General features: G+C 51.2%; 21 protein-coding genes. 12 read left to right on the top strand and 9 right to left on the bottom strand.

What is annotated here, in order from left to right:
* Window positions 1–490: 490 nt before the first annotated feature.
* The 3 genes from slyA to NY07_RS05325 are packed head-to-tail and all read left to right on the top strand — an operon-like array spanning window position 491 to window position 3,072.
* On the top strand, window positions 491–970 hold the full coding sequence (slyA, locus tag NY07_RS05315) for a transcriptional regulator SlyA (protein ID WP_033538311.1): 480 nt from the start codon (window positions 491–493) through the stop codon (window positions 968–970).
* A gap of 5 nt (window positions 971–975) precedes the next feature.
* Entirely contained in the window at window positions 976–2,034 is a 1,059-nt protein-coding gene (locus NY07_RS05320; protein ID WP_033538312.1) for an HlyD family secretion protein, read from the top strand.
* A gap of 9 nt (window positions 2,035–2,043) precedes the next feature.
* Window positions 2,044–3,072 carry a DUF2955 domain-containing protein gene (locus NY07_RS05325; protein ID WP_033538313.1) on the top strand — a complete coding sequence of 343 codons (1,029 nt, stop codon included), beginning with the start codon at window positions 2,044–2,046 and terminating at the stop codon, window positions 3,070–3,072.
* Here the strand turns inward: NY07_RS05325 and NY07_RS05330 are convergent.
* Both NY07_RS05330 and NY07_RS05335 read right to left on the bottom strand, forming a co-directional pair.
* Window positions 3,069–3,872 (bottom strand): slipin family protein, encoded by an 804-nt coding sequence (locus NY07_RS05330; RefSeq protein WP_033538314.1) that lies wholly within the window; start codon window positions 3,870–3,872, stop codon window positions 3,069–3,071. The genes NY07_RS05325 and NY07_RS05330 overlap by 4 nt on opposite strands.
* Window positions 3,872–5,335 (bottom strand): NfeD family protein, encoded by a 1,464-nt coding sequence (locus tag NY07_RS05335; RefSeq protein ID WP_033538315.1) that lies wholly within the window; start codon window positions 5,333–5,335, stop codon window positions 3,872–3,874. The genes NY07_RS05330 and NY07_RS05335 overlap by 1 nt, the downstream gene beginning before the upstream one ends.
* Window positions 5,336–5,449: 114 nt before the next feature.
* Between NY07_RS05335 and yegD the strand changes: the two genes are divergently transcribed.
* From yegD to NY07_RS19505, 3 genes are read left to right on the top strand one after another with little or no spacing between them, the layout of a single operon-like run.
* Entirely contained in the window at window positions 5,450–6,817 is a 1,368-nt protein-coding gene (gene yegD / locus NY07_RS05340; protein ID WP_033538316.1) for a molecular chaperone, read from the top strand.
* Between the two features lie 17 nt (window positions 6,818–6,834).
* The gene (locus NY07_RS05345; protein WP_033538317.1) at window positions 6,835–7,323 is read left to right on the top strand and encodes a CreA family protein; all 489 of its coding nucleotides are present in this window, start codon (window positions 6,835–6,837) and stop codon (window positions 7,321–7,323) included.
* Between the two features lie 21 nt (window positions 7,324–7,344).
* Complete coding sequence (locus NY07_RS19505; protein WP_161783150.1) at window positions 7,345–7,509, top strand: hypothetical protein; 165 nt, start codon at window positions 7,345–7,347, stop codon at window positions 7,507–7,509.
* Here NY07_RS19505 and NY07_RS05350 read toward each other — a convergent pair.
* From NY07_RS05350 to pdsR, 3 genes are all read right to left on the bottom strand, one after another.
* Window positions 7,489–8,676, bottom strand: coding sequence for a cystathionine beta-lyase (locus tag NY07_RS05350; protein WP_033538318.1), 1,188 nt, complete (start codon window positions 8,674–8,676; stop codon window positions 7,489–7,491). The two genes, NY07_RS19505 and NY07_RS05350, sit on opposite strands and share 21 nt — an antisense overlap.
* Before the next feature lie 104 nt (window positions 8,677–8,780).
* The gene (gene pdsS / locus NY07_RS05355; protein ID WP_033538319.1) at window positions 8,781–10,955 is read right to left on the bottom strand and encodes a proteobacterial dedicated sortase system histidine kinase; all 2,175 of its coding nucleotides are present in this window, start codon (window positions 10,953–10,955) and stop codon (window positions 8,781–8,783) included.
* 2 nt (window positions 10,956–10,957) lie between these two features.
* Complete coding sequence (gene pdsR / locus NY07_RS05360; protein WP_033538320.1) at window positions 10,958–11,650, bottom strand: proteobacterial dedicated sortase system response regulator; 693 nt, start codon at window positions 11,648–11,650, stop codon at window positions 10,958–10,960.
* Window positions 11,651–11,869: 219 nt separating this feature from the next.
* Here pdsR and pdsO point away from each other — a divergent pair, with 219 nt between their 5' ends.
* The 3 genes from pdsO (at window position 11,870) to NY07_RS05375 (ending at window position 15,546) form a co-directional block, all read left to right on the top strand.
* Window positions 11,870–12,616 carry a sortase-associated OmpA-like protein PdsO gene (gene pdsO, locus NY07_RS05365; RefSeq protein WP_033538321.1) on the top strand — a complete coding sequence of 249 codons (747 nt, stop codon included), beginning with the start codon at window positions 11,870–11,872 and terminating at the stop codon, window positions 12,614–12,616.
* A gap of 123 nt (window positions 12,617–12,739) precedes the next feature.
* The gene (locus tag NY07_RS05370; protein WP_161783151.1) at window positions 12,740–14,878 is read left to right on the top strand and encodes a marine proteobacterial sortase target protein; all 2,139 of its coding nucleotides are present in this window, start codon (window positions 12,740–12,742) and stop codon (window positions 14,876–14,878) included.
* Window positions 14,875–15,546, top strand: coding sequence for a class GN sortase (locus tag NY07_RS05375; RefSeq protein WP_081953776.1), 672 nt, complete (start codon window positions 14,875–14,877; stop codon window positions 15,544–15,546). Before NY07_RS05370 ends, NY07_RS05375 begins: the two co-directional genes overlap by 4 nt.
* Here the strand turns inward: NY07_RS05375 and NY07_RS05380 are convergent.
* The 4 genes from NY07_RS05380 to NY07_RS05395 form a co-directional block, all read right to left on the bottom strand.
* Window positions 15,517–16,536 (bottom strand): GGDEF domain-containing protein, encoded by a 1,020-nt coding sequence (locus NY07_RS05380; protein ID WP_033538322.1) that lies wholly within the window; start codon window positions 16,534–16,536, stop codon window positions 15,517–15,519. The two genes, NY07_RS05375 and NY07_RS05380, sit on opposite strands and share 30 nt — an antisense overlap.
* A gap of 151 nt (window positions 16,537–16,687) precedes the next feature.
* Window positions 16,688–19,312, bottom strand: a complete 2,625-nt coding sequence (locus tag NY07_RS05385; protein ID WP_033538323.1) for an MlaD family protein — start codon at window positions 19,310–19,312, stop codon at window positions 16,688–16,690.
* Entirely contained in the window at window positions 19,299–19,931 is a 633-nt protein-coding gene (locus tag NY07_RS05390; RefSeq protein WP_033538324.1) for a paraquat-inducible protein A, read from the bottom strand. Before NY07_RS05390 ends, NY07_RS05385 begins: the two co-directional genes overlap by 14 nt.
* Window positions 19,924–20,550 carry a paraquat-inducible protein A gene (locus tag NY07_RS05395; RefSeq protein WP_033538325.1) on the bottom strand — a complete coding sequence of 209 codons (627 nt, stop codon included), beginning with the start codon at window positions 20,548–20,550 and terminating at the stop codon, window positions 19,924–19,926. The genes NY07_RS05390 and NY07_RS05395 overlap by 8 nt, the downstream gene beginning before the upstream one ends.
* 243 nt (window positions 20,551–20,793) lie before the next feature.
* Here NY07_RS05395 and NY07_RS05400 point away from each other — a divergent pair, with 243 nt between their 5' ends.
* The 3 genes from NY07_RS05400 (at window position 20,794) to proQ (ending at window position 22,472) form a co-directional block, all read left to right on the top strand.
* Window positions 20,794–21,078 carry a YebG family protein gene (locus NY07_RS05400; protein WP_033538326.1) on the top strand — a complete coding sequence of 95 codons (285 nt, stop codon included), beginning with the start codon at window positions 20,794–20,796 and terminating at the stop codon, window positions 21,076–21,078.
* Window positions 21,079–21,096: 18 nt separating this feature from the next.
* Window positions 21,097–21,555 (top strand): GAF domain-containing protein, encoded by a 459-nt coding sequence (locus NY07_RS05405; protein WP_033538327.1) that lies wholly within the window; start codon window positions 21,097–21,099, stop codon window positions 21,553–21,555.
* Between the two features lie 275 nt (window positions 21,556–21,830).
* Window positions 21,831–22,472 carry an RNA chaperone ProQ gene (proQ, locus tag NY07_RS05410; protein ID WP_033538328.1) on the top strand — a complete coding sequence of 214 codons (642 nt, stop codon included), beginning with the start codon at window positions 21,831–21,833 and terminating at the stop codon, window positions 22,470–22,472.
* The last annotated feature ends 24 nt before the right edge of the window (window positions 22,473–22,496 follow it).

The following is a 22,496-nucleotide window of genomic DNA, read 5'->3' on the forward strand; positions in this document are numbered from 1 at the left end:
TGCGCGCTTTTTAAGATCTGAGTCTATACTTAAATGGCTGCTAGAGATGAGTTGCATCGGGCGACTGTCTGCTTGAAGAGCAGTATTGGCAGAGGTTTAGGTAGCTTGAGTTTAGAGCGTGTCTGCCAATGTATTCAACGTAAGAAGCAAAGGCGAGTGTTGTGTTATGCAATGCTCGCTTTTTATTTCCCCCATCTTTTCCCAGCCGCTTAAGCGGCGTTGTTGTCAATATCCCAATCTTTTCTGCCTCTTGTGTGTTTCAGCTTGCCTTACACTTGCTGCTCATTTTTTGTCTATTGTTTTGGAACCTGATTAGCCATTGCAGAATAAGACAGATTAAGTGATTAAAGATTAAGGTTTTAAGCGCTTTAGTTTAATGACATGTTGTCTTTAATTTTCATTTAGCTATTTACTTAGCCTGCTAAATAAATACAATGCTTAGCCTGCTAAGTAATATGTCAAGCGTCATAACCTCGCAAGGAGAGCCAATATGACAGATCAAGACAGAGATTGGACTGAGTCATCTAATGCCGAGCGCGTGGCCAGATTGGCGCGATTGTGGCGCATGGTCGCCGATGTTGAGCTGGCGCCTTTGGGCTTAACCCATAGTCGTTGGAGCGTGCTTTGGAAGCTCTTTCGTATGGGTCAGGAAACGAGCCAGAAAGCCCTTGCCGAAGCCCTTGAGATTGAGCTGGCTTCGCTCATGCGTACCTTAAACCAGCTAGAACAGCAGTCGCTTATCGAGCGCCACTGTTGTGAGCATGATAAGCGGGTCCGACGCGTCTCCTTAACACAGGCAGGGCAAGATCTGCTGACCTTCATTTGTCAGCGCATTATCGATCTGCGCGCCGAACTCTATCAGGGGATCAGCCCAGAGGAGCTCAAGGTTTTTGAGCTTGTCCTTAACCGTATCAGTGAAAACGCCACGAGAAAATTACAATCACACACAATGACCAAAGAGGAAAAATAAAGACAATGACACCGGATCAGCAATTTGCCCGTTTAGTTAAGTTTGCCTGTATTGGCTTTATTATGCTGTTTGGCTACTTTTTGTTTGCCGATCTTAAGATGCCTTTGACTACCCAGGCGATGGCCACTCGTACCATTACCCAGGTAGCTCCTCAGGTGAGTGGTAGGGTTGTAGCGGTTGAGGTTGCTAATAACCAGAAGGTTAAGCGTGGGGATCTACTGTTCAGCCTGGACAAGACGCCGTTCTTGCTGGCTCAGGAGCAGGCTGAACTGGCGCTGGAGCAGGCCAGACAAGATAACGCTGAACTGGATGCGGCCATCGCGGCGGCTAACGCTGAGGTGAATGCCAAGGAGATCGCCTACGCACTTAAGCAGCGTGAGGCCAAACGTGTGCAATCTCTTTATGCCAATCAGAGCGTGTCACAACAGATGATCGATCAGGCGCAAACAGAAGTGAAAGCCAGTCGTTCACAGCTCTTGGCTGCCAAGGCGCAGCTTGCCAAGGTTAAGACACTAAGAGGTCAGGCTGGAGAAGATAACCTTAAGTTGCGTCAAGCGCAGAATCGTCTTTCTCAGGCCAGGCTGGCCCTGAGCTATACCCAGATCCGTGCCGAGCATGATGGTGTGGTCACTAACGTGCAGTTAGCCTCTGGTAACATGGTGAACCAGTCTACGCCTGTGATGGCACTGCTGCTCGATAATGTCGATGTGATTGCCGATTTTCGTGAGAAAAACCTGCGAAATGTTCACCCAGGTGCAAGCGCGCTGGTGGCTTTCGATGGCCGCCCTGGTGAGCTGTTTCAGGCAAGTGTAAGCAGTGTCGATGCTGGTGTCAGTCAGGCGCAATTTGATGCCAATGGACGCCTGGCAACTCCGACAGAATCCAATCGTTGGGTGCGTGATGCTCAGCGTTTTCGTCTTCACCTCCAGTTGGCGCCAGATGTGACCATGACACTGCCGGCGGGTGCCAAGGCGACGGTGCAACTTCAGCCTAGTAACGTGATCTATGAGTTCTTAGCCAAGCTGCAGATAAAATTCATCAGCCTGCTGCATTATATCTACTAGGGGCGTTGTGTGTTAATTCGTCATCATGCCTTAAGCGCTAACGATCTGCGTCAGTGTCTGCGAATCGCTACCGGTGCGACTTTGGGGTTTCTCTGCTGTAAGGTGCTTGAGTTCAATTATGGGGTGTTCTTTACCGTACTGCCCATGTTGATGCTGGGGATCTTACCTAAAATGTCGCTGCATGCGGTGCGACAGGTGATGGCCTCCTCGGCCATCGCCATCATAGAAGTGGCGCTGCTTGCCGAGTATTTGGGCTCACACCCTTTGGTGATGTCCATGGTAGCCTTCTTGCTGTTTCTCTATCGTTTTGCCTGTATGTCCCGCGGGAGCCTGTTTCTATTTGGTGCCACCGGGGTGATTAGCCTAAGCATCATGCTTCATTTTGCCAGTTATCCAGATACCGATGTGACCGAGTTGGCGATCAACAACTTTATGGGCTGTGGCATTTCCATTTTGATCGCTTACCTGATGATGTATCTGTTTCCTGACGTTGAAGAGCGGGCGCCGATGGCGGCCATTCCCAAGGCTCCTCACCGCATGCGTCACGAGGCGTTGATGGGGGCGACTATCGCCACCCTATCTTTTGTGGTATTTCAGGTGTTTGATCTGCGGGACTCCCTGGCAGCCCAAGGGACGACCTTAATGTTACTTTTTCCCATGCATTGGAATGGCGCCTTAGGTTATGCCAGGCGCCGCGCCATAGGGACTGTACTTGGAGTGAGTTGTGGTCTCTTAATGCAGTTGTTCCTCTATACCTGGTCCCATGAGTTGCTGCTCTTGCTGCCGCTGTTTTGGTTAGTGACCCTGCTGTTCAGCCAGGCTCACGTGACCGAGGCGATGGGGTCGGGTGTCGGGTTTGGTGCTATGACTACCTTAGGGACGCTTTATGGGCAAAACCTGACGCCATCAAATGATCTTTTTTATAGCAGCCTCTATCGGGCTTCCAGTATTTTTGGCGCCATAGTGTTAACCCTGATGGCCTGTTATCTGGTGCATCGGCTCCTCAATCGCTTTGAAGTGACTCGCTTCGGCCATTAGTCCCGAGGCTTTTTCTCCGCCGCTTCGTCAGTTTCGGCCGAGCGGCGCATGACCCCTTTAAGCAGATCCATTGGCAAGGGGAATAGGATGGTGGAGTTTTTCTCGCCGGCGATTTCCGTTAACGTTTGCAGGTAGCGCAGTAAGATGGCGTTGGGGGATTTTTTCAGGTTTTGTGCCGCTTCAACTAACTTGGTTGAGGCTTCCATTTCCCCTGAGGCATGAATAACCTTAGCACGTCTGATCCGCTCAGCTTCGGCCTGTTTAGCAATAGCACGTACCATGGTTTCGTTAAGATCTACATGTTTTATCTCGACATTGGAGACCTTTATTCCCCAGCCATCGGTGCGGTTGTCGAGGATAGATTGAATATCCGTGTTGAGCATGTCACGGTTGGCCAGCATCTCATCCAGCTCATGTTGCCCCAGCACAGATCGTAGCGTGGTCTGGGCAAGCTGTGAGGTGGCTTGCAGAAAATCCTCCACATTGATGATCGCCTTTTGCGCATCGATCACTCTGAAATAGATCACTGCATTGACCTGTACCGAGACGTTATCACGGCTGATCACATCCTGAGTGGGGACATCCATCACCACAGTACGCAGATCGACCCGTACCATCTGTTGAATCAACGGGATCACTATGATGAGGCCGGGTCCCTTGACGCGATAGAAACGGCCCAGCATAAAGATCACTCCACGCTCATATTCTCGCAATATCTTAAAGGCGCTTAGCAGCAATGTTAGCAATAAGAAGATAAGCGCGACGAAAAAGAGTTGCGTATCGTAGGTAAAGGTTTCCATTAGCGACCTCCGGAGTCCTGAGGCGGGTTTGCCTCGGTAGGGCTAGGTATGGGGGCGACGATTAAAGTGAGTCGTTCGCGGCCCTGCACAATGACGGTTTGCCCTGTTTGGGTGTGAGTGTCACAGCGGGCCTGCCAGCATTCGCCGTTGAGCCTGACCAGACCATAGTGTTCAAATCCACTGACCACGGTAGCCATGGCGCCTATGATGAGATCATCGCCGCTGACATTGGCGGCCTTGCGCGTTTTCCACAGACTTGAGAGTACCCAGAGAGAAAAGCCTGCTGCGGTGACGGTTACTGCCGCTATCAATGGCTGCGAGATGGCGAGGTCGCCGCCGTCGGCGTCGATCAAAAACAGGGATCCCAGCGCGAAGGCGACGATCCCGCCAAGGCCGAGAATGCCGAAACTCGGCACCATAGACTCGGCGATAATCAGGGCTATGCCTAACAGGATAAGACCCAAGCCCACATAGTTGATGGGCAACAACTGAAATGCGTAGAGGGCGACCAGAAGGGAGATGCCCCCAATGACGCCTGCGATACCTACGCCAGGGCTATAAAATTCAAGCAGCAAGCCATAGATACCGATTAACATCAGGATATAGGCGATGTTGGGGTCGGTAATGGTGGCGATGAAGTGACTTCGCCAGCTTTGTTCGTGGGGCACTAGCCTTGTTTGCTTAAGGTTGAAGCTATGGGGCTCGCCGTCTAAAACAACTTCCATACCGTCGAGTTTTGTCAGGAGTTCACCAGCGTCACTTGCCATCAGGGTGATCACATTCTGCTCCAGAGCCTCTGTGGCAGTGAGCGTTGCGGCATCACTCACCGCTTGTTCGGCAAATTCAACATTGCGGCCTCTTAAGTTGGCGAGGGAACGAATATAGGCGATGGCATCGTTACGTATCTTTTGGGTCATGGCGTTGTCGTTAGATCCCAGCTGCTTGCTGTCATCTCCTTTGGCTGGATCTTTGTCCCTTGGGTTTGATGGTTTCTCATTTTGGCTGGGCATTCCCATTTGTACAGGTGTGGCGGCGCCCAAAGTGGTGGCGGGTGCCATGGCTGCGATATGACAGGCGTATAGCATATAGGTACCGGCGCTCATGGCTCTAGCCCCTGAAGGAGCGACCAGACAGGCGATAGGCACCTTGGAGCTGAGGATAGCTTGGTTAATGCTGCGTAAGCTTGACACTAAGCCGCCAGGCGTATCGAGTTCAATGATCAGCAACGGCGGGCGCTCAGCAACGAGTAGCTCGTTGGCATGTTGGATCTCACTGCCTAGGTATTCGGCGATGGCGGGACCTATGGCGCCACTAAAACGCATCAGTGGCACCGCTTTAACTTGTGGCTCAGATGAGACGGTTGAGGCGTTTGTGTTCGTTTCGGGCATAGCCTGACCCAGACTCAGTACGATTAGTAGGAACAGAGTTATTAAACGTATGATGCGCCCAACACAAACCCGCATAGCGACTCCTTATGACTTATTTAAGTCTAGTCGATTTTGCGCGCCGCCTTTGCTTGTCTTTTCAGCTCAGTGTGTTATTTTTCTCGGCTTTTTGATGGGCGGGAGCCGCTAAGCATGTTTGTTGGATTCGATTATGGCAGCGCTAACTGCGCCGTTGGTGTGATGTTGGATGGCAAGGTGCAGCTTTTGCCTCTTGCGGGGGATTCTCACTATCTGGTATCGACCCTGTATGCGTTCGATCGGGAACTGATCAGCGAAGCTGTGTATCAGGCGCTTGCGAGCGATTTTAAGGCGGATTATGCCAAGCTTCGTTCGGCTCAGTTAAGCCGCGCACGCCACGCCCGTCAGGCGTTGGATCTTGATAGCGACGAGCAGGCGGTGTTTGTCGGTGAGCAGGCGGTGCAGCACTATCTGGATATGCCCGAAGAGGGCTTTTATGTACGCTCGCCCAAATCTTTTCTCGGTGCCACTGGCTTGCGAGTAGACCAAATCGCCCTATTTGAAGATATCGTCACCCTGATGATGATGCATATTAAACAACTGGCTGATAAGCAGCTCCAGGCTCACGGCACTGCCACTCATGCCGTGATCGGGCGTCCGGTGAATTTTCAAGGCATAGGCGGTGAGGAGAGTAATCGTCAGGCCGAAGCCATTTTAGCCCTGGCCGCTAAACGCGCCGGGTTTGAGCAGGTGAGTTTTCTGTTTGAGCCTTTGGCTGCGGGTATGGATTTTGAGGCCAGTCTTAACCAAGATAAGACAGTGTTGGTGGTGGATGTCGGTGGCGGCACGACCGACTGCTCAGTGGTGAAGATGGGACCATCTCATATCAATAAGGCAGATCGTAGTGAAGACTTTCTCGGTCATAGTGGTCAACGTATCGGCGGAAACGATCTGGATATCGCCCTGGCGATGAAGGCCTTTATGCAGCACCTGGGGCTTGGTTCCCATATGGTGAATGGACTGCCGGTGCCGAGTCAGCCATTTTGGAATGCGGTGGCGGTTAACGACATCAGTGCTCAGCGTGATTTTGCCAGTTTAACGAGCCGCAAGATGATTGAGGAGCTTATCAAGGACGCTACGCGTGCCGATCTTTTGGCGAGATTGCTAAAAGTGCAAGTGGAGCAACTGGGTTACCGTTTGGTACGCAGCGCCGAAGCGGCCAAGATTGCGCTGTCGGACGCGCCAGCCACCTGTGTTACCCTGGAGTATATCGACCCGGCGCTTAATGCCGATGTCGACCTTGAGCGCTTTAGCCTGGCTATCGAACAACCCGTTAGCCTGATCCAATCGCTAATGCGTCAGGCGATGGACCAGGCAGCCACACAGGCAGATATTATCTATGTGACAGGCGGCACGGCCAAGAGCCCGGCGATTTATCAAAAGATCGCCCAGATGTATCCTGAGACAGAGATAGTGGTAGGCGATCATTTTGGCAGTGTGACAGCAGGTCTGACGCGCTGGGCTCAAAAGCTGTTTTCCTAAGAAGAGATGGAGTAAGCATGAAAGCATTAATTCGGCTGGCGGGCGTCGCGGCGCTATTTGTACTCAGTGGCTGCGGTGATGATGTGGGTAAGGTGAGCCTGGGCCTGTTTACCACTAAAGATGTGATCATCGAAGCGCGCCGTGACCCTATGATCCCTGGCGTGACCTGTCATATTAGTCGTGTCGAGGCCAATCTGGATTTTGCCGATCCTTCAGATATGGGGATTGCTTGTCGTCAAACCGGGCCTATATTGCCTGGGGATCTCGCCAACATCGACAAGAGTCCAAAGGGCGAGGTGGTGTTTAAGGCATCTCTAAGCATACTGTTTAAGTCGCTAAAGGTGAGACGCATCTATGACGCTGATAACCAGACGCTGATTTACCTCTCCTATTCGACTAAGGAGACTGATGGCAGCCATAAACACAGCCTGTCCACCGTGCCGCTTTATGGCACACAGGCTTGGCAAACGAGTGGCTCAGCAAATGGACAGCCAGCGTCAAACTAAAATAAGTAGAACCAAAATAAGTTGAGCCAAAAACAAAACGCCGTCATCTTTGACGGCGTTTTGCTGTGGGTTATTTACGCCAGTGTAATTGCTGCAGTTGAGTTGCCACTGTTTAATCGCTATGGCGAAGACGCAGGCAATGCCTTACTTGACTTAGGTAATGCCTTACTCGTTGCGGCCATCTAATACCGCATTATAGCGCTCAAAGCCGGCCTCGAGATCTTTGATGAGATCGTCAGGGTTTTCTAGCCCCACATGCAAGCGGATCAGGGGTTTGCTGCTGTCCCACTGAGTGGCGGTGCGCAGCTTGTCGATACCAAAAACACCCAGAATCAGACTTTCATAGCCGCCCCATGAGAAGCCCATCTTAAAGTGCTGCATGTTTTCCACAAAGGCGGTGATCGACTTGATGTTGCCTTGCTTGAGTACAAAGGAGAAGAGGCCGTTAGACGCGCTGAAATCACGCTTAAAAAACTCATGCCCAGGGCAGGTGGTAAAGGCGGGGTGACGCAGGTGATCCACCTCTGGGCGCGTAGCCAACCAATTGGCAACCTTAAGGGCATTTTTTTCATGTTGCGCCATGCGAACCCCAAGGGTCCGCAACCCACGGCTGGCGAGGTAGATATCGTCCGCCGAGGTGCATTGCCCCATGAGATAGCTGTTTTCTCTAAGCTGCTCCCAATGGGCCTCGTTGGCGGTTGCGGTGCCCAGCATCACATCTGAATGGCCAACAATATATTTGGTGGCGGCCTGAATGGAGATATCGACCCCCAGTTCGAACGGACGGCTGTTGATAGGGGAGGCCCAGGTGTTATCCAGCATTACCACCAGACCATGCTTATGGGCAATGCGGCTCAAGGTCGGCACGTCTTGCACCTCTAGGGTGATAGAGCCGGGAGACTCAAGAAACAGTACCTTGGTATTGGGGCGGATAAGCGCCTCAATACCTTTGCCGATCAGCGGGTCGTAGTAGGTGGTTTCTATGCCAAAGCCTTTGAGCAGCTTGTCACACAGATCCCGTGTGGGTTCATAGGCGGTGTCGACCATCAAGAGATGATCGCCTGCCTTGAGAAAAGAGAGTAGTGCGCCCGATATGGCGGCTGAACCAGAGGGATAGAGCGCGGTGCCCACGCCACCTTCAAGTTCGGCAATGGCCGCCTGAAAGGCAAAGTGGGTAGGGGTGCCGCGGCGGCCATAAAACATCTCGCCATTGGCGCGGTTTTTGGTGGCGTAACGCATCTCTTCTATGGTGTCGAATACCACGGTGGAAGCGCGAAATACCGGGGGATTGATCACCCCCTTACTCCATTTCTTGTCACGGCCGACGCTAACTATCTTGGTCTCTTTTTTCATCCCATCTACTCATCTTGGCTAGGCAATGCAGCCATCTTAACATCTATACGGCTAAATGAAAGTGAGATTTACTTATGTGTTTACCCTGGCAAATCGGCCTGCATCTATTGGGTTTTAAGTGGCAGACGGATGTGGATAGCGACACCTATGGCTTGATTGTCTTGCATCAGATTTTCGGCGCGAATACTGCCGTCGTGGAAATCGGTGATCAGCCTGGCAATATAGAGTCCTAGCCCTAAGTGAGGCTTGTCTTGCACTTTCTGGTCGCGTACCGAGACCATGGACTCGAAGATCTGTTCGCCCATGTTCGCCGGCAGAGATGGCCCTTGGTTGCTGACGCACAGCAGTGCCTGTTTGCCCTTGGCTTTGAGTGACACCTTGATGGGCGTTTCAGGCTGGCTAAATTCGATGGCATTGGCGATCAGCTTGTCCATTAACTGGGCGATATATTCAGGCACGCCGCGCATCGGCATCGGCTCCTTATCGATCTCCAGTTCAAAGCGCTGATTGGGGTAGGTCATCTGATAGCCCTGCATACAGCCGGCGATCACCTTGTCGAGGGGGAAGTTATCGACATCGGCATCGGTGAGGGCTTCTTCGAGGCGCGTCGCTTCACTCATGTTATTGAGGATCATATTGAGTCGGCTAACCCCTTCATGGGCTCTGTCCACATATTTTTGATGCTGAGGCGGCAGTCCCTGGCTGTTGAGGTGCTCAAGCGATGAGCGAACCACGGCCACCGGCGTGCGCAGTTCATGGCCCAGACGGGAGGACATATTCTCCAGATAATGGGTATATTGGCCCAAACGGCTGACGATACTGGCGAAACTGCGGCTAAGATCGCCAATTTCATCGCGCACCTTTGACCCGATAATCGCCTTTCTGATCCGTCCCTGGCTGTCGATCGCCTGCTCTGCGTCATCGCGTAACTTGCGAATACGGCTGGAGATACTGGAGGCGAAGAAGAAGAGCGCCAGGGTGCCCATGCTCATTACGGTTAAGATCACGTTGAACAATTTCTCGAGCGCTTTGTTGCGCAGGGTACGGATGCCGTGGGTGGTTTCCTCGGCGATCACCACGCCCATGACGGTGTTATCGATCCAGATGGGGCTGGCGGCGGCGAGGATCACCGCCTTGCCATCGGGCGACAGGCGCCAGGTGGAGCCAAACTGACCGGCTAAGGCCTTGCGAATATGGCTGCCCTCCAATACGGTCGAGTCTTTCAGGGAGTCGACAAAATGTTTCGGCGGCGTGGTCAAAATGCGGTAGTAGAGGGGATGCAAATAGTTTTGCTTAAATCGCCCCCAGAAGCTGTCGGGTGTCTGTTCTGTGGCGGTTTGCGCCCAGACATTGGTGCTGCTGTAGATATCGCCGGATTTAGCCAATACCCGGCCATGGCGATCCACCACCCAGATCCGTGAGCTGTTATGGCTCATCCCCTTGATGATGCTTTCAATTTCTGGCGAAGGTACAAGCACAGTGCCTAGCTTGGTGACATCGTCGGTGGCCGAAGTACCGACAATCGCCTCAACATTGCGTTTACGCCTGTCGTTGACATCGACGATGGCAAAGCCCAGCTTGCTGCCTACCATCTCCAGCGGCATTCTGAGTTCTATGTTGTAGCCTTTTTCGGTTTTGAGCCATTTGCCCTGAATGCGCACTTCTGGAGTAACCGGTTGAGATCGCTTGGGGTCGGCGGGCAGTTCGAAGGCACTTATCCAGCCATCGCGTATGGTGGCGACGATATAGCGGCGAAAATGACCATCGGGCGCCAAGGTGGCGATGGCCAGATGGTCGTTATTGTCGATTCTCAGGCTGTTAGTGCCGCGGTAGATCACCTTAGGATCGGTCACCTCGAAATAGGCGTATAGGTAACCGGCGTATTTACCCACCATATGGGTAAAACTGACATTAAGGGGCTTGCCGTCATCGGCCTTAAATAGCTGGTGGTCGGCGCCATAAACCAGGGCGCGATGACGATTGGTTTGCCACTCGCCTAATTTACCATCTAGGTGTATGGGACCGCTTAAAGGATAGGCGTAGAGATCCCGTCCTTTTTTTACCTGTGACAGGAAACTGGCTTGTTTGTCGAATAGCTTAGGGCGTTCGTGTAGCGCGGTGGCCAGCGCCTGTGTGGTCCCTTCCAAGGTTTTTTCCTGACCATAGCGCAGGTACTTTTCCATCTCCCATACATACTGGTAGCCCAACCAAGGCAGGCAGAGCAGAAACAGGGAGAGGATGGCGACCTTAGTGCGCAGGCCGATGGGCAGATTAAACATGCTTAGTCTTGGTTGTCCCAGCGATAACCCATGCCATATACGGTATCTATGCAATCAAATTCAGGATCTTGGCTAATAAATTTCTTACGGATCCGCTTTACATGGGAGGTGATGGTGCTGTCGTCCACATAGATCTTGGCATCTTGCATAAGCGCTTGGCGACTGCGTACATGTCCGGGGTGTTTGGCCAGGGCATGTACCATCCAAAATTCGGTAACCGTCAGCTCGATAGGCAGCTGTTTCCAGTAGACCTGAATACGGTTGACATCTATGGTCAGGTTGCCGTGCTCTATCATGCCATCCTGGGGGTTAGCGCCATTTTGGATGTCCGAGCGTCGAAATAGTGCCGCCAGGCGGGCGATCAGATGTGGAAAGCTGACATCTTTACTCAAATAGTCGTCGGCGCCGAGTCTCAACCCACAGACGGTATCGAAATCGCTGTCACGGGCAGTCAGAAAGATGATCGGCAAAGTGTTAGACATGGCTCTGAGGGATTGGCACAGGGTAAAGCCGCCATCAATCTCATTTTCCAGGCCAATATCGATGATTGCCAGATCCGGTAAACGAGTATTGAAGGCTTCCATGGCGCTAGGGCGGTTGGCATAGGCCTGGACACTATAGCCTTGCTGCTGTAGCACCTCTTTGTAATTCTCGCGGATAGCCGCTTCATCTTCCACTATTGCAATACGCTTCATTATCTATCCAATACAGCTTCGTGTTTCTGGGAAGTGACTATACAGCAAATTTTCGGCGAAAAAAGTGGTGTGGCTAAAATGCCATTTTGTTGCCACATTTGGTCGCTGCATCGTCATTTTTGCACCCCTGACTTGCCATTTCACTGTTATTTAATGACCTCATCGACAGGAACCACAAGGTTCTAAATAACCCATCCATGTCAACTTGAGGAATTTCCCATGAAGAAGCAGATCATTGCCGTGTTAATCAGTGTTTCGTTATTTGGCAGCTCAGCGGCCTTCGCTGCCCCTAACACTCAAGCGACAACCGAGGTATCGAGTGATAAAGAAGCGCTGATCGGCGTTGGATCAGGCATAGTGCTGGGCGCCGTGGTGGCAGGCCCTGTGGGCGCGATCATCGGCGCATTTACCGGCGGCATGATAGGTCAGACGGTGGCCAATGACAGTGAGATTAAACAGCAACAGACGGCACTGGCAGAAAAAGAGTCTCGACTGATGGCACTCAAGCAGCAAAATGAGGCGCTCATGACGGTGCAGGAGGAGTATCAAGAGGCCAAGGTGGAGCTGGCCCAGCTCAGACAGCATCAGGGCACTCGTCTTGAGGAGTTGGCGCTCGGGTTGAATGTTCAGTTTAAAACCGGCTCCTCTACCGTTGAGCCCCATTTTCAGAGCCAACTCGATGAAGTAGCCGATGCCATGGTGATATCACCTCAGCTCAAGTTAGATCTTACCGGTTATGCCGACAGACGAGGTGACAGCAGCTATAACCAGGCGCTCTCTGAGCAGCGGGTTGCCGAGGTAAGAAGTTACTTGCTCGCCAAAGGGGTGGATGCATCTCGCCTTGACGCTAAGGCCTTTGGTGCCAGCGCGCCAGTGAAAGATGAACAGAGTTTCGAGAATGACTTTTTCGATCGCCGCGTGACCATCAAGTTAGTGCCAGGCGATACCGCGCTGGCAGCTAACTAAGTCAGGCCCATGAAGCAGCGTGTAAGAAGGAGAATTAAAATGTTGCCGCGCGCGAGTCTAAGGATATCCCAGACCGACCCTTGCCCCCCGAGGGGGGCTTTTTTTCCCCTAGGACGCCGCCTATTGGCGCGGCTATGGGAAGTGAACATTGCCCTGTTCGCCATGACGAGTTTAACTGCATTTGGCTTGACTACGATTGGCCTGACAACGCCGGCTTGGGGGCGGGCAATCCCTAGTGTCAGTGAAAGCCACTTTACTCAAATGAAGCAAGATGAGCTTGAGGTGCTTGGACAAGGCGTGCTGGAGTATCAGCTCGGTGGCGAGCTGGGTCAGAAGTCAGTGTCATCCACGGCGTTGGCTGTGGATACGCAAGTGAAGATGAATATCTCTGGCTGGATCAACCGTGTCTCAGTAAAGCAAATTTTTGTGAACGACAGCGACCACTGGCTCAATGGCCGCTATCAGTTTCCTCTGCCTCACGATGCGGCGGTCGATAGTCTGACACTGCAGATAGGTCAGCGCGTGATCGTCGGGGAGATCCAACCTAAGGCGGTGGCACGGCAAACCTTTGAGCAAGCCAAGGCCAGTGGTAAGAAGGCTAGTCTGGTCAGTCAGCAAAGACCGAATATCTTTTCATCTGAGGTCGCTAACCTTGGGCCGGGTGAGGCCTTAGTGGTGGAGATTGCCTATCAGCAGCAGGTGCGTTATCAAGATGGCGAATTTAGCCTGCGTTTTCCAACCGCCATAACCCCAAGATATGATCCAAACGCAAAGGCTAATCTGAGAGATGGCCAATCGGCATTCGGCAATAGAGGCCCTGAAACATCAGGAGAGCAGAAGCTCTATCTGGACGTGGTACTGGATGCCGGCATGACCATCAGTCGCTTGGAAACCCCGTATCACAAGATGCGTCAGACGCAACTTGGTGGCACTAAAATTGGCCTTAGCTTGACCAATAACTTGCGTCCCGACAGGGATTTTATGCTTAAGTGGCGCCCGCAGCTGGCCGAGCAGCCCAGCGCGGTCATGTTTAGCCAATTAGGTAAGACTCATGGAGAGCCGTCAGCTCAGGTCAAAGAGCAAGATAGCTACGCGTTGGTGATGCTGATGCCACCTCAAGATAAGGCTCGTGTGCGTCTGCCTCGGGAGCTGACCTTGGTAATCGACACCTCAGGTTCCATGTCGGGGGATTCGATTATGCAGGCCAAATCCGCCATTTTAAATGCCTTAGCTGGACTTGGTAGCCAGGACACCTTTAATGTGATCGCCTTTGACAGCTCAGTGCGCAGCCTATCACCCATGTCGCTGCCGGTGACCGCGGCAAACTTAGGTAAGGCTAATCTATTTGTACAAAGTCTTGAAGCCGATGGCGGAACTGAGATGGCGCCGGCACTACTGCGGGCCTTGAGTCAGCCGGAGCCCGCCACTTCAATGTCACAACGCCTAAAACAGGTGGTGTTTATTACCGATGGTGCCATAGGTAACGAGGCCTCTCTGTTTGCCCTGATTGCCGCCAATATCGGTCGCCAGCGCCTGTTTACCGTAGGGATAGGCGCGGCCCCCAATGGCTACTTTATGGAGCGCGCCGCCAGGGCTGGGCGCGGCACATATACCTATGTTGGCAAGATCAGCGAGGTGGACGCCAAGATAGGGGAGTTGTTAGAAAAGATAGAGTCGCCACAGATCAGCAATGTGACTCTCACTCTAGATGATGGCTCTATTCCAGATTACTGGCCGGTGCAGATCGGGGATCTCTATGCCCATGAACCCATCATGGTGGCCCTGAGATTAACCGCTACTCAGCGCGCCGTGAGTGATGCGTTAATCATTTCTGGGGATCTGGATGGTAAGAACTGGCAGCGAAGATTGGCCCTGTCGGCACAGGAAAAGCCGCGCGGCATCGATCTTATCTGGGCTCGCAATCAAATAGCCAGTCTGGAGCTTGGTAAAAATCCCCACAATCACGATGCGGTGAAGGCAAGTGTGACCCGTTTGGCGATGGATTATCATCTGGTCAGTGCCTATACCAGCCTGATAGCCGTGGATAAGACACCGTCGCGTCCTGAAAGCGTCGATGCAATGGAGCTGTTTAAACCCGCTATGCTTCCGGTTCAACAGCAGTGGCCTCAAACGGCGACCGAGAGCCGACTGTATCTGGCTGTTGGCGCTATGATGCTCGCCTTAATCGCTGCCTATTGGTTCAGTTATCTACCCTGTTTGCACCGTTTGTGGCGCAGACGTCTAAGTGAGGTGCACTCATGAACCGTCGCAGACGCTTAGGCCTGAGGCATGTGTTGCTGTTTACCGCACTGATGGCGGCCATGACACTGATATTCAAAGGAGGATATATGCAAGCTAAGGCGCATTTTGCTCAGTTTTTGATTGAACGGGCATGGGATAAAACCCTCAGCGATCGTCAGCAGCATAAGCCCTGGAGCTGGGCCGATACCTACCCTGTGGCTAAGCTGCATTTTATCGATGAGCAGGGCAGACAGTACGGTGAACCCCTTTATGTGTTGGCGGGCGCCTCAGGACGTAACCTGGCTTTTGGTCCCGCCGCTATTTTGGCGGATAATCAGATCAATCATTGGGGGAACACAGTTATTGCCGGTCACAGAGACACTCATTTCTCGCGTCTTCGGGGGATACATTCGGGCCAGATGATCACTGTGCAGGATGCCTCGTCTCAGATAGTGCGCTACCGCGTCCTGGGGACCAAGGTAGTGGATGAGGAAGATACGCGTTTACTGGCTAATGAATCTGAATTGCGCTTGACTCTGGTGACCTGCTATCCCTTCGATAGTCTACTTGGTCAGAGTCGACAGCGCTTTGTGGTGGTTGCCGCGCCGCTAGAAAGTGAGGTAGCGCTCATTCAGCCTGCGCCATCTAAGTCGGCTGAGTTACAGAGGCATTACCCGGTTTCTGCCTAAATGCTTAGCATCATATAAGAAACCGTCAGTTCGCTCGATCAGCGACTCGAAGGTGTCCTTAGTCTGCCATTCGCTGACACCAAAAGAGGCGCTGATCTTATTGATAAGCTGATCTTTACGTCTATCTTTCAAGGTGATCTTCTCGAGTGAGCGGCGCATGGCATCGGCCAGTTGCCGTGCCTTACGCTGATGACTGTTGGGCACCAGCAAAGCAAACTCTTCACCACCGTAGCGGTAGAGCTTAATGCCATCTCGGCAGGATTCACCCAGGCGTTTGGCAACCGCTTTTAACACATTGTCGCCCAGATGGTGGCCGTAGGTGTCGTTAACGTTTTTAAAGTGATCCACATCGGCCAAGATGAGACAGGTTCCCTCAGGTGACTGTGCTAACAGGCCTTTCAGATCTTGATCGAAGGCGCGGCGGTTAAGCACGCCGGTAAGGGCATCATGGTAAACGTCACGCTCGGAGCGTTGTAACTCGGCGCGCAGGGCTGCGATCTCCTCCTGGGCCTTGTCCAATCGTCCGGTAAAATATTCGGTGGTCTGACGGATCTCATCAGATTCTTTCACCAGATCCCGCACCAGACCTAACACCTTCTCCAGGCTTAAGCCTTCTTCTTCGATGCGATTGAGCCGATTAAAGTTACTGTCGATACGCTGCTGAAAAACCGTGGCATCTTGGTTGGTGTCTTTAATCGATTGCGAAAGCTCTATGGTCATGGCCTCAAGGTTCTGACGCATGTTGAGGACATTGACCTCGTTGGGGTCGGCGATATGCTCGCGGTAGAGCAACTCGGCGGTCACTGGTGGACAGGTGTTGTACTGGTTAACTATCTTGTCTAATTTGTCGATGAGTTGGGGGTTTTGTTGACCGACATAGGCATACCACAAGGCGTAGTTGGTCGGTGTCGTTGGGATTTGATGCTTTAACATCAAGGGTACGGCTTTCTTGAGGTTGATAGCGGCTTCGCGCATCAAATCTTTGCTCATATCGACTCCTAAAACAGCTGGTCTGGGCCTAGCCTGTAAGGGGGAAATTTGTCACTCAGTTCGCGCTTAGTGCCTGGCTATGCCCCCTAAGCGCTGGCTTCTTCAAGCATAGCCGCGAAAGGGGGTAGCTGCAGTTTAATACTAGTGCTTGCTAATCAATAGTTTGTTGATTTGGCGCCCACTTTAGCCAATTGGGGTCGACTTTGGGGTGCAGTTCAAACTGCTGTCCCTCGGCGATTTGATTGGTATGTGAGCTGCTGCTTTCGGTTGCCACGCCTATACCACCTGCGATGATAGTTTCTAATGAGCCGGTTTCAATCTGGGCACCAGAGAAGAGACCTAGGTCGACCTTGATCCCTGAGAGATCCCAGAATTGACTGGTTTGATTGACCAGATGACGATAATGCTTGGCGATTTGCGCCGTCATCAGTACCTGAGTGCCATTATCTGATAGCTGCACCTGCTTGATTTCACCTATTTTTATACCGCGAAACACAATAGGTGTGCCAACCTTCATGGAGCCCAGATTGTCATCGACTAAGGTAAAGGTGAGGGCATCCTGGCTGAGCTTAGCTGGTGACTCAACACGCCCGATAAACTGACTGATGCTGTGTTGACTCTGGCCAGGTAGCACTGAGACATAGGGGCCTGTGAGTAAGGTTTCTGCCGCCGAGACGCCTGAGAGTGAGATCTCGGCATCGACGATGAAGTATTGGGCATCATCGGCAAGGAAAGGGGCTGCGTAGTCGCCATAGAGGTAGGCATCGACCGTGACAGTTTGTAGATCTTGATTAAGCTTAACGCGCTCCACTTCGCCTATCTGATGACCCAGGTAACGTATGGGGGCATGGGCACTTAATCGTGTGCTGGCGTCAAAGCTTATATTGATGGGCGTTGCTTTGGCGCGGGCCATCTCCTCAGAGCCATAGAGGTGGGTTTGATTGCCTTGACTATCGGCATCCAATAGACCCAGGGACACACTGCCTTTAATTGCGCCGTCAAGAGGTGCCAGATCGACCTTTAGCCCATTTAAACTGGCGTCGACGCTCAGCGCACCATTGCGCCAAAAGACGCTGTTGGGTTTCACTAACTTAGCAAAGGCCTTGTCTATGCCGAGCACTAACTTGAATTGCTCACTATCACTGTGCCAGTTGACCCGCTCGACTTCGCCGATCTGCATCTTCTTATAATAGATAGGAGAGTGTGCTGAAAGGCCAGCACCATCTGCGCTGCTTAACTCGACTCTGAGACGATTTAGTTGACTAAAATAGCTCTCTGCCTGCTGAGTGTTGGCAAATAAAGGCAGTGGTTGCTTGGGATTAAATGTTTTGTCGCTCTTGCCTGGGTTGAGACTGATAGCACCCTTAGTAAAGGTGTCCAGATCCCGGGTGCTTACCGAAACCCCTTCGAGTGACGCGTCGATAGCCAGCGCCGATTCGGCAACAAAATAGCTGTCTTGGCGCAGTAGGGAAGCAAACTCTGGCCAGATGTTAATTTGATAGTCCAGCGCGGAAAAATCTTGTTTAAACTCGACGGCGCTGACTTCGCCTATGGGCAGTTGTTTATAGCGTACCTGGGCGCCAGCACGGATCCCAGGGTTTTCATCGGATGTCAGGTGCACAATAACAGGGGATAAGCCTTGCTGCGGCGCTGTATCCAGTAGTTTGTAGCTCGCTTGACGTTCGCCGCTGCCAGGCAGGAATGCCACCACATTGCCGGTGACTAGACGAGCAGCATGTTTGATGCCACTGAGTGACAGGTCGGCGCCCTCGAGCCAAAATTGACTGTCTTGGCCTACAAGATCCGCATACTGGTTTTCTATCACTGCATCAAAGCTCACCCCGCTTTCGCTAAGATGGGTATGGGTGATGCGGCCGATATTAATCCCTCTATATACGATATCGGCGCCAGTACTCAGGCTATCGGCATCCTTTGCGGTCAAGGTAAAGCTAATACCGCCCAGCGCGCTGTCTTTATCTTCGAAAATGGCAAAGGTTTGGTTGGCCTCGGCTTTGTCGCTGTCAGGTGATGAGGAGAAGCTTACGCCGCCGGCTAAGATCGCTGCCAGGCTCTCAGTTTTGACCTTGATACCAGAGAGGGTTGCATCCAGCGCTAAGCCCGAGACATTCCAAAAGCGCGAGTCTTGTTTAACCAAGTGGGCATATTTCTTTTCGATGTAGGCATTAAACAAGATGCTGTCGTCGTTAACCAGACGATAACCGACGATGTTGCCGACCGGGATTTGGCGATAAAACACTTGTGAGCCGACATCAAGTGAGCCTAGTCCCTCACTGGTGAGCTCTATCATCAAGCCATCAGCGCCGGGGGCCACGGGCGGTGCCTGATCTTCGGCAATAAATTCGTTTCTGTAGTCGCCATCGCCTGGCTGAATGGCAATATAGTTACCTGAGAAAAGTGCATCTAAGCCTTCGACGCCGGTAATGGAGGCCTTAGGGGTAACCAACCAGAACTTAGTTTCATCTTTAAGGAAAGGGGTAGAGCGATAGTCCATCAAGAGATCGACATAAACCCCTTGCAGCTGATCGTCAATACTGATGTCGACCACCTTACCTACGGTTAAGCCTTGGTATCTGACTAATGTCTTGCCAACATCTATCCCGGACGCACTGGGAAAATGGATACGCACTTCGACACCGGATTCTCGAATACTCTTAATACCGAGCCAAGCCCCAAGTGCTAGCGCAATTAACGGCAGCAACCAGATGGGAGAGAAGAGCTTTTTCTTAACGACTTTTGGTGTTTCAATTTGTGTCATCTTTCGATTCCAATCGGTCCCAGAGTAAACGTGTATCTAATACTTTTGCGGCAAGTTGTGTGAGCAAAATGACTAAGGCAAAGGCGGTGGCCGCTGGCGCGGGTTTGGCATCCCATATCTGTCCCATATTGATCAGCGCTGCGGTAATGGAGATCACAAATAGATCTAACATAGACCAGCGGCCTATCCATTCGATGATATGAAAGCCGGTCATCAGTGTCTTTTTCGAGATAGGCAAGCGGTAACTGATGGCGGTCAAATATAGCGCCAGGCCAAAGATTTTTAGCATAGGGACTAAGATACTGGCGGTAAAAAGAATAATGGCAATCGGTAAGAGATCCAGATGCACCAAATGGCTGATCCCGCTCAAAATGGTGTCCTGTCGTACCTGCCCCTGACTGGTCATAATCGTGATGGGGTAGAGGTTGGCCGGAAATAATAAGATGGCAGCGGTGATCAATAAGGCCCAACTTTTTTGCACGCTGGTGCGATCCCGACTTTGCACGGGTTGGCCACAGCGTGGACAGGTGCCCTGTTCTACATGACATAAATATTTGCAGGTTGGGCAGTTAGTTAACCCCAGTGCTTCGCCCTGTGCTGACTGTACTTGCTTACTCATCCAGTACACTCCACATATGTTCTATGTCATATTCGCGCTGCATGAAAATCACCATGATAAACAGCATGGTAAAGCTAAAGGTACCTATGCCGAAGTAGAGATCCGTGTAATCTGAAAGCTGAAAAACCGATATGAAGATACTGATCATGTAAATCTCTAACATAGAAAGCTGTGCCAGAAGACTGTGTTGTTTGAGCAACTTCTTATAGATGGCACGAAAGAAGGGGGTTTTCAATCGATACTTGATGATAAGTATCTGACTCAGTATGGATAATATTAGCAGTCCTGGTGCAATGACCGCCGCGACTAATACTGCTATGCCCACGACCCAATAGCCTTGCGACGCGACCGACATGGCCCCGCCAGTGATGGTGGTGGTACGAATACTACCGAGAAAATGCATCTCGAGCACAGGGAAAAAATTGGCGGGAAAATAGAGGATCAAGGCCGTAATACAAAGGGCTAGCATGCCGTTGATGGAACAGTAGGGAGTGTCATATAGATTGGTATGACAGCGGGGGCACAGAGCCCTTACGCCCGTAGGCAAAGCGCGCTTTCTTACGACGAGATCGCAAGCGCGGCAAAGCACAATACTCTTGTCTAACACCTCTGTTTTCATACTTATATTCGGGCGTTTCCTGTTTGCTATGGTCATCTATTAACGAGCAATTTCTTGATATAGACCAGTAATCTACTGCCTATAAGATATTACTATAGCCAATCTATTGAAATCCTTATTAAGGATACCCCTTAAACTGGAGCCAATAGTGCAGCAGATTCTATCAGATAAAGTTTGATACTTGCATAAGAAGTTGTATTTATGAGATTCTACAACTGTATATAAAAACAGTGTGAGGGTGATATGGCAGTTATAACGAAATTTGTCGTAGTCAGAGAAGGGGTGGAGAAGATGACATTCACATCTAAGAAGGAGGCCGATGCCTACGATAAGATGCTCGATATTGCAGATAATCTTCTTCCTTTTATCGAGCAAGTTGATTTAGGCTTAGACGAAAATGCAATCGAGCAGCTATGTTTCTACATGGCAGAAAATAAAGATCAGTTGATGGGCCTGTTAAAAGGTGGCGCGACGACTAAGACCGCACCCGCGAAGAAACCGGCGAAAAAAGCTGAAGCAAAAACTTAATATAGTTAGGAAAATAGTATGACTGCACCTTGTTATTCGACACTCTCCCGTCAAGTTGACGCCTTATTCGCCGGGGAAGATAACCTTATCGCGGCGTTAGCGAACTTCTCTGCGCTGCTTAATGAGCACCTTGAGGATATCAATTGGGTGGGGTTTTATCTGCTTCAAGGTGAGCAACTGATCCTGGGGCCTTTTCAAGGCAAAGTAGCCTGTACGCGCATTCCTATGGGGAAGGGGGTGTGTGGCACTGCTGCTCAAACAGATAGTACCCAACGCGTTGCTGATGTGCATAGTTTCGAAGGGCACATTGCTTGTGATTCGGCAAGTAATTCAGAAATTGTGATTCCGCTGCGCCGTGATGGAGAGGTCATTGGGGTGTTAGATATTGATAGTCCATCCTTCTCCCGTTTCGATGAGAAAGATCAATTGGGGCTGGAGTCCTGCGTAAAAAGCCTAGAAAAGGCTTTATTTGCTTAAACTACAACCAATTTTGCACAATTGATGGTCGCTTTCATCTCGCGCACCTTTATAATAGGCCGCTTGATGAATGCAAAATCACACGCTTTTACATTTCATTAGTTGAAATGAATACTTGGCGTTTGTTTAATGTAATTGATAAGGTATGTTGGATTGTGCGGTCGAGGGCTGAAATGCCTTAATTAACGACCCGATGTCTAACCAATATGAACGACACGCCGACCCACGCCATAACGTGACAAGGTGATAGTCCCTTTTAAACTGTGGAAGTAATGATGGAATCAACAGAAAAGTTGACCGACACCAACGCAATTCTTGCGTATTTATATGAAACATTTCCTTTATGCTTTATCGCTGAAGGTGAAACTAAGCCTCTAAAAATAGGATTGTTTCAAGACTTGGCTGAAAGGTTAGCTGATGATTCTAAAGTCAGTAAAACGCAATTAAGAATCGCCTTACGCCGTTACACCAGTAGCTGGCGTTATCTTAAAGGCGTTAAAGCTGGGGCGCAGCGTGTCGATCTTGACGGCAATGAGTGTGGCGAGCTGGAGCAAGAGCATATTGATCATGCTCAGGCTACACTGAAAGAAAGTCAGGAGAAGGCCAAGGCTAAGCGTGCAGCGAAAGCCGCTGCGGAGAAGACTGACAAGCCAGGCCCTAAGGCAGAAAAGAAGGCCTTTAAAAAGCCATTACCTAAGCGCAGCAAGCCTGCTCCTAAGGTGACTAAGCCGCAAGTTGAGGCGCAAAATTTAAGCCCTGCCGTACTCACCGAGTTGAAACCAAATCAACGCGTGAGTGTCAAATTAGGTAAATCGCCTGTCGCAGGCGTTATTCTGGACATCAAGAAAGAAGATGTTCAAGTGCAGTTAGATTCGGGATTGACGGTAAAAGTACCTGTAGAACATATCCTGCTATAACTGTTCATCGTATAAAGGAGTAAC

Source organism: Shewanella sp. ECSMB14101, from assembly GCF_000773485.1.
Classification (GTDB): Bacteria; Pseudomonadota; Gammaproteobacteria; order Enterobacterales; family Shewanellaceae; genus Shewanella; species Shewanella marisflavi.